The sequence below is a fragment of the Streptococcus infantis genome, from assembly GCF_047463275.1.
Taxonomy (GTDB): domain Bacteria; phylum Bacillota; class Bacilli; order Lactobacillales; family Streptococcaceae; genus Streptococcus; species Streptococcus infantis_AF.
On sequence record NZ_JASHEE010000002.1, the window covers coordinates 182122 to 195634 of the forward strand.

Annotated in this window: 13 protein-coding genes; 1 reads left to right on the top strand and 12 read right to left on the bottom strand. The window is 38.6% G+C overall.

What is annotated here, in order from left to right; translation table 11 throughout:
- The 3 genes from vicK to mutY all read right to left on the bottom strand — a co-directional run bounded on the left by vicK (position 1) and on the right by mutY (position 3272).
- Complete coding sequence (gene vicK / locus QM923_RS03640) at positions 1-1350, bottom strand: cell wall metabolism sensor histidine kinase VicK (protein WP_414266801.1); 1350 nt, start codon at positions 1348-1350, stop codon at positions 1-3.
- A complete protein-coding gene (yycF, locus tag QM923_RS03645; RefSeq protein WP_414290913.1) occupies positions 1343-2047 on the bottom strand; it encodes a response regulator YycF in 705 nt (234 codons plus the stop codon). Before yycF ends, vicK begins: the two co-directional genes overlap by 8 nt.
- A 67-nt stretch (positions 2048-2114) precedes the next feature.
- Positions 2115-3272: an A/G-specific adenine glycosylase gene (mutY, locus tag QM923_RS03650; protein WP_414290914.1), complete on the bottom strand. Its 1158-nt coding sequence runs from the start codon at positions 3270-3272 to the stop codon at positions 2115-2117.
- Positions 3273-3443: 171 nt separating this feature from the next.
- Here mutY and QM923_RS03655 point away from each other — a divergent pair, with 171 nt between their 5' ends.
- Entirely contained in the window at positions 3444-5723 is a 2280-nt protein-coding gene (locus tag QM923_RS03655) for a Xaa-Pro dipeptidyl-peptidase (protein WP_414290915.1), read from the top strand.
- A 48-nt stretch (positions 5724-5771) separates the two neighbouring features.
- Here the strand turns inward: QM923_RS03655 and QM923_RS03660 are convergent, their stop codons facing one another.
- The 9 genes from QM923_RS03660 to dnaG form a co-directional block, all read right to left on the bottom strand.
- Positions 5772-5933 (bottom strand): hypothetical protein, encoded by a 162-nt coding sequence (locus QM923_RS03660; RefSeq protein WP_049495146.1) that lies wholly within the window; start codon positions 5931-5933, stop codon positions 5772-5774.
- A gap of 9 nt (positions 5934-5942) precedes the next feature.
- Positions 5943-7253, bottom strand: coding sequence for a GTPase ObgE (obgE, locus tag QM923_RS03665; RefSeq protein ID WP_414290916.1), 1311 nt, complete (start codon positions 7251-7253; stop codon positions 5943-5945).
- 76 nt (positions 7254-7329) lie between these two features.
- On the bottom strand, positions 7330-7464 hold the full coding sequence (locus QM923_RS03670; protein ID WP_000863850.1) for a DUF4044 domain-containing protein: 135 nt from the start codon (positions 7462-7464) through the stop codon (positions 7330-7332).
- A 29-nt stretch (positions 7465-7493) separates the two neighbouring features.
- The gene (locus tag QM923_RS03675; protein ID WP_006153749.1) at positions 7494-7685 is read right to left on the bottom strand and encodes a PspC domain-containing protein; all 192 of its coding nucleotides are present in this window, start codon (positions 7683-7685) and stop codon (positions 7494-7496) included.
- 26 nt (positions 7686-7711) lie between these two features.
- Complete coding sequence (locus QM923_RS03680; protein WP_414290917.1) at positions 7712-9028, bottom strand: glycosyltransferase family 4 protein; 1317 nt, start codon at positions 9026-9028, stop codon at positions 7712-7714.
- 8 nt (positions 9029-9036) lie between these two features.
- The gene (locus QM923_RS03685; RefSeq protein WP_414291048.1) at positions 9037-10080 is read right to left on the bottom strand and encodes a glycosyltransferase family 4 protein; all 1044 of its coding nucleotides are present in this window, start codon (positions 10078-10080) and stop codon (positions 9037-9039) included.
- Between the two features lie 109 nt (positions 10081-10189).
- Complete coding sequence (locus QM923_RS03690; protein ID WP_006145447.1) at positions 10190-10519, bottom strand: metal-sulfur cluster assembly factor; 330 nt, start codon at positions 10517-10519, stop codon at positions 10190-10192.
- A gap of 17 nt (positions 10520-10536) precedes the next feature.
- Complete coding sequence (gene rpoD, locus QM923_RS03695; RefSeq protein ID WP_142557441.1) at positions 10537-11646, bottom strand: RNA polymerase sigma factor RpoD; 1110 nt, start codon at positions 11644-11646, stop codon at positions 10537-10539.
- 2 nt (positions 11647-11648) lie between these two features.
- The gene (gene dnaG / locus QM923_RS03700) at positions 11649-13409 is read right to left on the bottom strand and encodes a DNA primase (RefSeq protein WP_414290918.1); all 1761 of its coding nucleotides are present in this window, start codon (positions 13407-13409) and stop codon (positions 11649-11651) included.
- Positions 13410-13513: the final 104 nt, after the last annotated feature.

The window sequence follows — 13513 nt, forward strand, 5'->3', positions numbered from 1 at the left end:
CTAGTCTTCTACTTCATCCTCCCATACTTCTTCTTTTACAGCATCATTATCATAAGGAAGAACAATGGTAAAGGTTGAACCCTTGCCGTATTCACTCTTGGCCCAGATAAATCCATTGTGTTGCTTGATGATTTCTTTTGCTATCGCAAGACCTAAACCAGTCCCACCTTGGGCACGACTTCTAGCCTTATCAACCCTATAGAAACGGTCAAAAATCTTCGGTAAATCTTCTTTAGGAATCCCAAGTCCTTGGTCCGAAATAGATAAAATCATCTGGTCATCAGTGGTTTTCATGCTAACCGTAATTTTCCCACCATCAGGTGAATACTTGATGGCATTGTTAAGAATATTATCGATTACCTGAGTCATCTTGTCTGTATCAATTTCAATCCAGACCGATGTAATCGGATAATCCCGAACCAACTCGTATTTCTTTTCTTGATCCTGGGATCGCATCTTATCGAAACGGTTTAGGATAAAGGTAATGAATGCTGTAAAGTTAATCAATTCAACATCTAAATGGCCACTTGCATTATCAATACGCGAAAGATGCAAGAGGTCCGTTACCATTCGCATCATACGGTTGGTCTCATTTAGAGATACTTTGATAAAATCAGGAGCAACAGGTTCATATAATGCACCCTCATCCAAGGCCTCTAGGTAAGATTTGACACTGGTCAATGGAGTTCGCAATTCATGACTAACGTTGGAAACGAAAAGCCTTCTCTCGCGTTCTTCCTTCTCTTGTTCAGTCGTATCATGTAGAACTGCTACCAAACCAGAGATAAAGCCAGATTCTCTACGAATCAAGGCAAAACGCACACGCAAACTAATATACTCCCCATTTACATTTTGGGAATAAATCATCATTTCAGGACTTTGCGTAATTAAGTCTCTAAGCTCGTACTCATCTTCAATCTTGAGCAACTCTAAAATATTCTGATTGAGTGCATCATCACTTTCAACCCCAAGTTGTCTTTTAGCCATATCATTAATCATAGTGATTTGACCACGACGATTGGTTGCAAGAACCCCATCAGTCATGTATGATAGGATACTATGCAATCTTTTACTTTCCTGCTCAAGGTTTTCTTGAGTTAGACGAATAACTTCAGACAAATCATTTAAGTTATTCGTAATGTTAGTGATTTCAGTATTCCCCTGCATATCTAATACCTGAGAATAATCACCAGCAATTAAATCTTTAATCTTTTGATTTAACTGTTTGAGTCGAATATTATCTCTACGGCCTTCAAGCAAGAGAAAGCTAACGAGCATAATAAAACCAATTAATATGAGTACAAAGACGAAATCTCTGGTTAAAATTGTTTGTTTAATTATATCAATCATTATTTCTCATATAATAACCCACACCACGACGAGTTAAGATATATTCAGGTCTACTTGGTGTGTCTTCAATCTTCTCACGTAGACGTCTAATGGTAACATCGACAGTACGAACATCACCAAAATAATCATAACCCCAAACAGTCTCAAGGAGATGTTCACGGGTAATAACTTGACCAAGATGAGAAGCTAAGTGATGCAACAACTCAAACTCTCTGTGAGTTAACTCTAATTCTTCTCCATATTTTTTCGCTACATAAGCGTCTGGGAGGATCTCTAAATCCCCGATTTTAAGACTTTGTAATTTTGTATCTTCTTCTTGGTTATCCACTGCGATTAGTTCGGTGCGACGAAGAAGGGCCTTGACACGTGCTTGTAACTCACGGTTTGAAAATGGTTTTGTTACATAATCATCCGCACCAAGTTCAAGACCAATAACCTTGTCAAACTCACTATCTTTTGCTGAAAGCATGATAATTGGAACACTACTTGTCTTGCGAATTGTTTTAGCAACTTCAAGACCATCAATTTCTGGAAGCATCAAATCCAAGATAATAATATCTGGTTTCTCAGCTTCAAACAATTCGATGGCTTCGCGTCCATTAAAGGCTGTAACAACCTCATAACCTTCCTTGGTCATATTAAACTTAATAATATCTGAGATTGGTTTTTCATCATCTACAATCAATATTTTTTTCATATAGTCACCTTTTTCCTTATATCAATTATACCAAAAAAATGCAAAGAAGACACGAAAGACTGTACTATCAGTATCTTTTTGAATACTCTTGCCAAATCTTTTGTTGGGGTTTTGCTAGTGGGTAGAGGTCAAACTCTTCTGGTGTTAACCAAACGACTTCTTTATCACAATATTCTTTGCTATCAACTACTTGCCCGGATAGGATTCGTACATGCCACTTTCGATGGCTAAAGATATGTTTGACTTCTTCGAAATGACTATCCTGCCACTCAACTTCTAAATCAAAATCCTGCTCAAAACTGTCTTGCGGTGATGGCCCAAGTTGAATAGATGGTTCAGCTACCTGATTAAAGAGATTTAGTTCTTCATTCTTAGAAAATTCATCTACCTCAATCAAGGGAAAATGCCAAAATCCAGCTAGTAACTTTTCACTTTCATTCTTTTCTAGTAAAAACTGTCCTTTAGCATTTTGAACAACTAAAGCATTAAGATAGACGGGAACTGGCTTTTTCTTTGGCGCTTTAATGGGATAGCGATCCATTGTTCCATTTTGATAGGCAGCACTATAATCTTTAACTGGACTATCTTCTGTCCTCGGATTAACGGGTGCCTCAATATCTGAACCCAAATCCATCAAGGCTTGATTGAAATCACCTGGACGTTCTGGATCAATCAAAATTTCCATCATGGCTTGAAATATCTTGCGATTACTTGGATTACCAATGTCGTGATTGACTTCAAATAAACGAGCCAAAACACGCATGACATTCCCATCAACTGCAGGTTGGGGAAGATTAAAAGCGATGCTAGAAATTGCCCCTGCTGTATAAGGACCAATCCCCTTCAAACTAGAAATACCTTCGTAAGTTGAAGGAAATTCTCCATTAAATTCATTCATAATCTGCTGAGCTGCAGTTTGCATATTGCGAACACGCGAATAATATCCAAGACCTTCCCATGCCTTTAATAAGCGTTCTTCGGGTGCATTAGCTAAACTCTCTACAGTCGGAAACCATTCTAGAAACCGTTCATAATAGGGAATAACTGTATCAACTCTGGTCTGCTGTAACATGATTTCAGACACCCAGATATGGTATGGATTTTTACTTCTTCTCCAAGGTAGGTCCCGCTTATTTTCATCATACCAGGCTAAAAGTTTTTGACGGAAAGAGAGAATTTTCTCCTCTTCCCACATGGACACGCCATATTTCTCCAAATCTAACATATATCTAGTATAGCATATCCTTATAGGATACTCAAAAAATGAAAATTGTCCTTATTTTGGTATCGACTCTCTTATCATACCTGACTATAAGTCATATCTCTACTCTTTCTGTTATTTTCTATGATTTTTTGATATAATGACTTTTGAATGAATCTTTAAAAGGAGATATCCATGCGTTTTAATCAATTTAGTTATTATCCCGTTACAAACCAAGAAGCTCTACAGGAATTATCTGAGCTTGGATTCAAGCTTGATCTTTCAGCTTCACATAAAGAACAGTTTGAAGCTTTTGTTAGGACTTGTTTTTTTAATTACACAAATACGGATTATCCCCTCACTACTTTAGCAGTTGATAAAGAAACAGATTTGCTTACTTTCTTTAATTCAGACCGTGAATTGACAGTAGAAATTTTCTACACTGTTGCCTTTCAATTGCTTGGATTCAGTTACTTAGTAGACTTTGAAGATGGTCTTGCTTTTCACAAAGAAACAGCGTTTCCGATCGTTTATGGAGATTTGATTGACAACCTCTACCAACTTCTTAATACACGTACTAAAAAAGGAAACACCCTTATCGATCAGTTAGTTAGTGATGGTCTCATTCCTGAGGACGATAACTATCACTACTTCAATGGCAAGAGTTTAGCGACTTTCTCAACTAACAATGTCATTCGTGAAGTAGTTTATGTAGAGACTCGTGTTGATTCTGATAAAGATGGTCTACCTGACCTCATCAAGGTAAATATCATTCGTCCAACATACAATGGAAAGATTCCAGCTGTCATGACAGCAAGTCCATACCATCAAGGTACCAATGACAAAGCAAGCGATAAGGCTCTCTATAAGATGGAAGCCGAACTAGAAGTCAAGGAACCACATGAAATTACGTTAGAAAATCCAACCCTGGACTTGGTTGAACCCGTTGGGGATGCTGAACTTGTGTCTGAAGCTGAAGAAAAACTCACTCATATCAATAGCAGTTACACACTTAACGACTACTTCCTTCCAAGAGGATTTGCCAATATCTACGTATCAGGTCTTGGTACAAAAGATTCACAAGGTTTAATGACCAATGGAGATTACCGTCAAGTTGAAGCTTATAAGAATGTTATCGATTGGCTAAATGGTCGTTGTCGTGCCTTTACGGATCATAGTCGTAAACGTCAAGTAAAAGCTGATTGGTCAAATGGTAAAGTGGCAACTACTGGTCTTTCTTATCTAGGAACAATGTCTAACGGTCTTGCTAGCACAGGAGTTGATGGCTTAGAAGTCATTATTGCTGAAGCAGGTATCTCATCATGGTACAACTATTACCGTGAAAATGGTCTTGTGACAAGCCCAGGTGGCTATCCCGGAGAGGACTTCGATTCATTAGATGAATTGACCTACTCACGTAATCTTTTAGCTGGTGACTTTATTCGTGGAAACGAGGCTCATAAAGATTCTATAGAAGAACTTAAGAAAAATCTAGACCGTAAAACTGGGGATTATAACCAATTTTGGCATGATAGAAACTACCTTCTTAATGCTGAAAAAGTTAAGGCTGAAGTTGTCTTTACCCACGGTTCACAAGATTGGAACGTGAAACCACTCCATGTCTATCAAATGTTTAATGCACTTCCAAGCAATATTAAAAAACATCTCTTTTACCATAACGGCGCCCATGTTTATATGAACAACTGGCAATCTATTGATTTCCGTGAATCCATGAATGCTCTTTTGACGCAGAAATTATTGGGTCAAAACACTGACTACCAACTTCCAAAAGTCGTTTGGCAAGATAATACTAATCCTCAAACTTGGCTGTCACTTGAAGATTTTGGTAATCAAGTTGAACATAAAACTTTCTCTTTAGGTACTGAGGAAGCTGTTATTGAAAATCATTACCAAGATTCTGACTTCGAACGATTTGGAAAGACTTACCAAACCTTTAACAATGAACTTTATCAAGGTAAGGTGAATCAGATTACCATTGATCTTCCAGTGACTGAAGATCTTCATATCAATGGTCGTGTTAAACTAAACCTTCGTCTCAAGTCAAGTACCAATAAAGGTCTTCTCTCTGCTCAACTTCTCGAACTTGGTCAAAAGAAATACCTTCAACCTTATCCTGGAGTCTTGTCTGCTCGTACTATTGATAATGGTCGTTACCATATGCTGGAAAACCTTTGCGAGCTACCATTTAGTCCAAATGCCCAACGTGTTATTACCAAGGGCTACCTCAACCTCCAAAATCGTCATGATTTATTGAAAATTGAAGAAGTTAAGCCAGATGAATGGATGGAATTCCAATTTGAACTCCAACCAACAATTTACAAACTAAAAGAAGGCGATACTCTCCGACTCGTTCTTTATACTACTGACTTTGAAATTACTGTACGTGATAATTCTGACTATCAATTAACTGTAGACCTTGCGAAATCTAGTCTTGAAATTCCAGATCAAAAATAGTTAGAAACCAGAAAACCCGTGATACAAATATCACGGGTTCTTTTATTCTTATTTTTTTTCTTCGGCTTGTTTCTTCATTCTCGCAAGTCTCAAAGCTCTATTAGGATTGAGGCGATTAAAAAGTTCTTCTAATTTCTTTTCATTCCAGACGTCTGCAGCAGAAACAAAATTTCCATCAGCATCTCGGAAAGATATTGGTTTATCCCCCATAGCTATCTCCTAGTCTACAAATTCAAACTCAAATTTACCAATACGGACAAGGTCGCCGTCCTTAGCACCGCGAGCACGAAGAGCTTCATCAACTCCCATACCACGCAACTGACGAGCAAATTTCATGACAGATTCATCACGGTCAAAGTTAGTCATGTTAAAGAGTTTCATGAGTTTTTCACCTGAAAGAACCCAAGTTGCATCGTCGTCACGACCAATCTCAAATGGTTTTTCTTCCTCATCGAAGCCATAATAAGCCTCTTCTTCCATCTCTGACTCATCATAAAGAAGAAATTCTGGCGTCTTATCAAGAAGTTCTGCCGTTGCATCTAATAAAGGTGCAAGACCTTGCTTGGTCAAACCTGAAATTGGGAAGATTGGCGGTAACTCTTCAAATTCATCATAATTAGCAGCCAATTTTTTCTTGAACTCTTCAAGTTTTTCCTGACTCTCAGGCATATCCATCTTATTGGCAACAATAATCTGTGGACGCTCCATCAGACGAAGGTTATAAGATTCAAGTTCCTTATTGATTGCTAGATAGTCCTCGTAAGGATCACGTCCTTCACTAGCTGACATATCAATGATATGCAAGATAACGCGTGTACGTTCGATATGACGCAAGAACTGAGTACCTAGACCAACACCTTGACTAGCACCTTCAATCAATCCGGGAAGGTCTGCTACTGCAAAGGACTCACCTGATTGAGTACGTACCATACCAAGATTAGGAACGATTGTTGTAAAATGGTAGGCACCAATCTTAGGTTTTGCAGATGTGATGACACTTAGTAAAGTTGATTTACCAACAGATGGAAATCCAACTAAACCAACGTCAGCAAGGATTTTGAGTTCTAACTGTAATTCACGCTCCTGACCAGGTTCTCCATTTTCTGAGATTTCTGGAGCAGGATTTTTAGGTGTTGCAAAACGGATATTTCCGCGACCTCCACGACCTCCATGAGCCACGATGAACTCCTGTCCGTTCTCTATCAAATCAGTGAGTACCTTCCCAGTCTCCGCATCACGCACAGTTGTCCCTTGAGGTACACGGACAATCAAGTCTTCTGCCCCTCGGCCATGCATTCCTTTTGTCATCCCTTTTTCACCTGATTGGGCCTTGAAATGACGATTGTAACGAAAGTCCATAAGGGTACGCAAGCCTTCGTCTACAACGAAAACAACGTTACCACCACGTCCTCCATCACCTCCCCAAGGTCCACCGTTAGGGACGTATTTTTCACGACGAAAGGCAACCATGCCATCGCCACCATTACCAGCCTTTACTTTAATCTTTGCTGTGTCTAAAAACATACTCATATTCTCTTCTCACTTTAAAAAGGGCTGGGAAAATCCCAGTCACCAACTATTAGAAATAGATCCTACAACTAGCAATTTAGAATCTGCTGAATACACCAATTGCAGTCGCAAAAATACCTGCTAAAGTAACAAACAACATGATTAATACAACAAACATTGTCAATTTTTCAAAGAATGTTTTTTTACGTTTACCATTATCACCGAATGCCATATTTTCTCCTTTACTATTATATTATAATTTTAAAATTCATCTGACACAGGAGCGATAGCCCACAAAATCAAGTAAGCAACAATTCCAGCTCCATAACATAAAGCTAAAACTCCCCAAATAACACGAACAATTGTAGGGTCAATATCAAAATAATGTGCTACTCCTGCGCAGACACCACCAATTTTTTGGTCTCTACCACTTCTCATCAATTTCTTATTCATTGTTTTATTCCTTTCTTCAGAACATCTTAATCATTCAAGTATTTTCTTAAATTTCTTAATTGTTTTCTTGATGCCTTAAGCATACGTCTAGAACCTTTAACTGGCATCTTAACGGCCTGTTGTGGAATATAAAAGACTGTCTTTAAAATACGTTTTGTAACAGGTTCGTCAGCTCCTGTTTCTTTGGCAAAATTATTTGAAATAATGACGTCTAGATAAAATTCATGGACTCTTCTACCAAAATTCTCAGCAGAAATTTCATATAATTTTTCAGATAAATGTTTTTCATCCATCAGCGGAGTAGCAAGTAAAGCCTCAAGAATCGCTCCTGCCAAATCTCTTTCCTCATAATAGAGGGTTCCAAACATTTTATCGTTGATAAGATTGTCCAGATAAGGATTACCATGAGCAATAACTGGCGTCTTACTTGCCAAACTTTCCAGATAGGTCAACCCCTGAGTTTCACTTGTAGAAGCCGATATAAAGAAATCAGCTGCTTTATAATAAAGTGCCGTTTCATTTGGCGGAATCATACCTGTAAAGATAACAGAATCTTGAATCTGTAAGTCTTCTGCTTGCTCCTTAAGATTTTTCAAATAAGGTCCATCTCCAGCTACAACCAGTTTAACATTTGGTTCTTCTTTTAGGACATCTGGTAAAGCTGTAAGAACTGCTTGAATATTCTTCTCGTAAGAAACACGAGAAAGACTAAGAAGCATCTTTTCGTCTTGTTCGATCCCTAGTTTATCCCGTAAGTCACTAATGTGTTCAGGACCAATCTCAGGGCGTTCAAATTTGGCAAGTTCAATTCCAGTAGGAATAACACGCTTTTCAACTTTTACCTTATAGTCGGATAAAAGATCCCGCACAATTTCACTCGGACAAATGACTCCATCAACATCATGAAGAAATCCTCTCACAAGATACTTGACCATACTGGGACGAATCAACATCCCCTTAGCAATATAGTGGACATAATCCTCGTACTGGGTATGATATGTATGAATGACTGGGATTTTCAGTTCTCGAGCAATCCAAATTCCCAATAAACCAAGAGAAAACTCTGTCTGGGTATGAATAATGTCTAACTGATATTGTTTCGCAATCTCAAGAGCTTTTGTAAATCCACGGTAAGCAAAACGACGGTCTTTAAAGGCAAAGAAAGGAACACTAGGAATACGGATAATTTGCCAGTCTTCATAACGATTGACGTCCTTATCGGTTGTCGTGAAGATAAAGACTGCATGCCCTTGCTTTTCAAGCTCTGTTTTTAAGGTTCGAATACTGGTTGCAACACCCGAAACCTGTGGGAAATAAGTATCTGTAAATAATCCAATTCGCATATACTACCTCATTTTTTTCCTAAAGCCGCTTGGTCCCGATAGAATTTTAGCCAGATTTCTAAAAGATGCTCTTCAGAGTATTCTTTTGAAATAGCCTTAGCCCTCTCTTTTAATTCTTTTAGTGCTTCTGGATGCGCTCTGTATTCCAAAATAGCTTCTTTCATCTCTTCCACATCAGTGGTTGGTCTGTAATTTCCTTCTAGAATTACCTTATAAAGATCTAAGTCCCGAAGCATAATGGGTGCTTCACAACTCGCAGCTTCTAGAATGGTCATCGGAAAGAGCTCGTTATAGCTAGGAAGTAAGAACAAATCTGCCAAAGAATAGAGTTCTCTCATCCGTTCTGGCTCAACAATTCCAGGGAAAATCAGATTCTCTGGAGGATTATCCATGATTTTTTTATAACGTTCATAACCATCGGTTATCCCACCAAATGAGAAACCTCCAGCCCAAATAAAGGTGATATCCGGTAGTTCCTCAGCAAGAGTGATGAAATCATCGATTCCCTTACGCTTCTGAACCTGCCCAGCTCCTACTACTACAAATTGATTTTCACTCAACCCCATATCTTGTCGAAGTCGACTTACTTTTTCTGCAGAAAGTGGGTGCCATTTTTCTTTGTTAACAAAGTTAGGGATATAGGTCACTTTTTCACGTGGAATACCAGCTGCAACCAAATCTTCGATAAAAGTAGGATTAACCACAACCAAGTGTTCCATACGATCATAAAAAGAAAACACATAGCGCTTAACAATCCCTTTTAGAAAGAATGGAATCTTCAAACTACCTTCTAAGGTGTCAGGCAAGAAGTGGACATAACCAATCCTACGACCTGAACGCTTCTTTTGAAAAGTTGACAGATAATAAGGAAGGTCGATTGTATGAAAATGAGTAACATCAGCTTCTACAGGAAGATTCTCCGTTACAATTAGTTGCTCTTTCGCATCACGTTTCAAAAGTTGCACAAGTTCACGGTAAGCTCCAGAAACACCTTGTCCTGCTACCTTTTCACTCGAACTTAGCATGTTGATGCGTAATTTCTCTTTTTCCATACTATCCATTATATCATTTTATTGAAAGAAAATCAGCAAATTAAAAAAGAGATAGCATAAAAGCTAGGGAATTTCCAAACACTTATACTATTTCTTTTTTTATATCATTCTATTTAATACCTAAAGCGATACGTGCATAGCGACTCATTTTTTCAACCGTCCAAGCTGGATACCAAACTAATTTTACTTCAACGTTAGTAACCTCTGGTACATCTGTCATTGCATCATAAATTTGATCGGTCAAGAGGTCTGCTAATGGACAACCCATAGTCGTTAAGGTCATATCAATCTCAGTATCACCGGTATCACCATCAAATCGAATCTCATAAATCAGACCTAGGTTGACGATATCGATTCCTAATTCTGGGTCGATAACTTCTTCTAGAGCTGTCAAAATCCGTGTTTTGATGTTTTCAATTTGCTCTTCTGTGTAAGCCATATTCAGTCTCCTCTATCTTAATCCTCGATAAAGTCACGAAGCGGTTTGCTTCTACTTGGTTGGCGAAGTTTTCTCAAGGCTTTTGCCTCAATCTGACGAATACGCTCACGAGTAACGTTGAAGACTTTACCAACATCTTCTAGAGTACGCATTTTTCCATCATCAAGACCGAAACGTAGACGAAGAACATTTTCTTCTCTATCAGTCAAAGTATCCAGAACTTCATCCAACTGCTCACGCAAGACGATACGAGTGGTGTAGTCTACTGGATTTTCAATCACTTCATCCTCGATAAAGTCACCAAGATGACTATCGTCCTCTTCACCAATAGGTGTTTCAAGAGAAACTGGTTCTTGCGCAATTTTCAAGATTTCACGAACCTTATCAGGTGTCATATCCATACGTTCAGCGATTTGCTCAGGAGTAGGATCTTGTCCCAATTCTTGAAGAAGGTTACGCTGCTCACGAACAAGCTTGTTGATAGTTTCTACCATGTGAACTGGGATACGAATGGTACGAGCTTGGTCAGCAATGGCACGCGTAATGGCCTGACGAATCCACCAAGTGGCATAAGTTGAAAATTTGAATCCTTTTGAATAATCAAACTTATCAACGGCCTTCATTAATCCCATATTTCCTTCTTGGATTAAGTCAAGGAATTGCATGCCACGTCCAACATAGCGTTTTGCAATGGATACTACTAAACGAAGATTGGCCTCTGCTAAACGCTGTTTAGCTTCAACGTCTCCTGCTTCAACGGCCAAGGCCAATTCCTTTTCCTCTTCGTTAGTCAAAAGTGGAACTACCCCAATTTCTTTCAAGTACATACGTACAGGGTCATTCACTTTGGCAGATGTCGAACCAATTAAATCTTCATCGCTAAGTTCTGGTTCTTCCTCTGTACTTAAGACACGTTCACTTGGATTTCCTTCGTTATCCGTGATAGAAATCCCAGCATCTTGAATTCGTTGCAAAAGATTTTCAATACCATCTACGTCCAAGGCAAAAGGAATTACAAGGACATTATTAATTTCATCATCTGTAGCTGTACCCGTTTTTTTATGATTACGAATAAATTCTGCTACTTGGACATCAAAAGTGGTTACTTCTTTTTGTTTTTTTGCCATTCTTACTCCATTCTTCTTTTTTGGGCAATTAAGCGTTCAAGCTCTTCCAAAGCGGTATCAGTATCCCCGATATGACTTGCTTCCTGGACCTTCTTTTTAATTTGTAAGTTTTGTTGATTCAAAAGAGCACGATTACGAGACTCCTCAACTTCCTTTAGTTCTTCTGGAGGCATCTCAGAAGGTAGATCCAAAGCTAACACTTGGTACCAAGCATTTTCCACTTCTCTAGTCTGATTTGCCAAGTCTTCGGAAGAAATCGAACCATTATCAATCAAGAGTCCATACAAGGTCTGAAACTCTGGAGTTTCAAATACAAAATCATCTCTCAAACGATAATCATTCAACACAAGGGGGTGCTCCATCATACGATAAAGAATATGTGCTTCAGCTCTCATGACTGCCGTCAATTGTTTAGAAACCGACATAGTAATTGGTGTCGGATTAACAACCTGCTTCACTTTTTCTTGTCTTTGTCTGACACGACTTTCGTTGATAATGTGCTCAACTTGTTGATAATCAAAAGATGGTAAATGATCCGTCAACAAATGAATATAGGTGTTCTGGGCTGTGATAGAAGGTTCTTTGACGATAAGAGGTGCAATTTTCTCAATGAACTCAATCTGTGCTTGGAGATTTTCACTATTACTAGGTTTGTAATGATGGATATAAAACTCAATCGGACTGATTCGAGTATTGGATAAAAGATAAGCCAAATCCTCTGGAGAATTCTTTTGTAAATACTCATCAGGATCCATTGCATCAGGAATCTGGACTACTTGTACAGGTAGATCTTTAAGCTCGTCCAAAGCTTTAGCAGTTGCAGCTTTTCCTGCCTTATCACCGTCATAAGTGATAATCACTTTTTTTGTAAAGCGTTTGAGATGTTCGACATGTTCAGCAGTCAAGGCCGTTCCCATGGAAGCTACTGCATTTTCAATACCAGCACGGTAGGCTGCAATAACATCCATAAAGCCTTCCATCAGATACATTTCAGGAGCCTTACCAGACCCTTTTTTTACCCTATCCAAATGATATAATTCGTAACTCTTGTTAAAAATCGCCGTCGCTCGACTATTTTTATACTTGGCAGTTTGAGAATCCGTCTCTTGCCAAATCCGTCCAGAGAAAGCAATTACCTTTCCTTGGTCGTTTGAGAGTGGAAATATAATCCGGTTATGAAAAGTATCAAAAAATTGGTTACTCTCAGATAGATAAAATAGACCTGAATCCAGCAAGTCCTTCTCACTATAATCGTCTGCCAAACGCTGATAAAGATAAGAGCGTTCTGCTGGAGCTAGACCAATCATAAAGTGTTTAATGACATCATCAGTCAAGCCACGTTTATAGAGATAGTTTCTCGCCTCCTCACCCATTTTAGTCGTCATGAGGATTGCATGATAAAAGCGTGCAGCCTTATCATGCATATCGTAGAGATTTTGATGGGGTGACGTGTGTGGGACAGGGTTATGTGCAGGAGCTTCAAGGTGCATTCCGAGACGTTCGCCCAACATCCTTACCGCATCCGCAAAAGTTACTTGTTGATACTCTTCTATAAACTTAAAGACGTCTCCAGAACGACCACAACCAAAACAGTGGTAAAATTGCTTATCTTCGACCACGTTAAAGGAAGGGGTCTTTTCACCATGAAAAGGACAGAGCCCCAAAAAGTTCCGTCCAGATTTTTGTAAAGAAATCACTTCTCCTATGATTTCGACAATATTGGTATTGTTTTTGATTTCTTCGATGACTCTCTTGTCAACCATAGACAATACCTCCATTTTATCACAGTTTACTTTATATAGTATAGCTTATTTCTGAAAAAAAGTAAACCATTTCATACACTTTACATGCTTCTATTTCATAAGTT

Coding starts and splice junctions, on each gene's coding strand:
- vicK (WP_414266801.1), bottom strand. CDS start 1,350: ATGATTGATATAATTAAACAAACAATTTTAACCAGAGATTTCGTCTTT.
- yycF (WP_414290913.1), bottom strand. CDS start 2,047: ATGAAAAAAATATTGATTGTAGATGATGAAAAACCAATCTCAGATATT.
- mutY (WP_414290914.1), bottom strand. CDS start 3,272: ATGTTAGATTTGGAGAAATATGGCGTGTCCATGTGGGAAGAGGAGAAA.
- QM923_RS03655 (WP_414290915.1), top strand. CDS start 3,444: ATGCGTTTTAATCAATTTAGTTATTATCCCGTTACAAACCAAGAAGCT.
- QM923_RS03660 (WP_049495146.1), bottom strand. CDS start 5,933: ATGGGGGATAAACCAATATCTTTCCGAGATGCTGATGGAAATTTTGTT.
- obgE (WP_414290916.1), bottom strand. CDS start 7,253: ATGAGTATGTTTTTAGACACAGCAAAGATTAAAGTAAAGGCTGGTAAT.
- QM923_RS03670 (WP_000863850.1), bottom strand. CDS start 7,464: ATGGCATTCGGTGATAATGGTAAACGTAAAAAAACATTCTTTGAAAAA.
- QM923_RS03675 (WP_006153749.1), bottom strand. CDS start 7,685: ATGAATAAGAAATTGATGAGAAGTGGTAGAGACCAAAAAATTGGTGGT.
- QM923_RS03680 (WP_414290917.1), bottom strand. CDS start 9,028: ATGCGAATTGGATTATTTACAGATACTTATTTCCCACAGGTTTCGGGT.
- QM923_RS03685 (WP_414291048.1), bottom strand. CDS start 10,080: ATGGAAAAAGAGAAATTACGCATCAACATGCTAAGTTCGAGTGAAAAG.
- QM923_RS03690 (WP_006145447.1), bottom strand. CDS start 10,519: ATGGCTTACACAGAAGAGCAAATTGAAAACATCAAAACACGGATTTTG.
- rpoD (WP_142557441.1), bottom strand. CDS start 11,646: ATGGCAAAAAAACAAAAAGAAGTAACCACTTTTGATGTCCAAGTAGCA.
- dnaG (WP_414290918.1), bottom strand. CDS start 13,409: ATGGTTGACAAGAGAGTCATCGAAGAAATCAAAAACAATACCAATATT.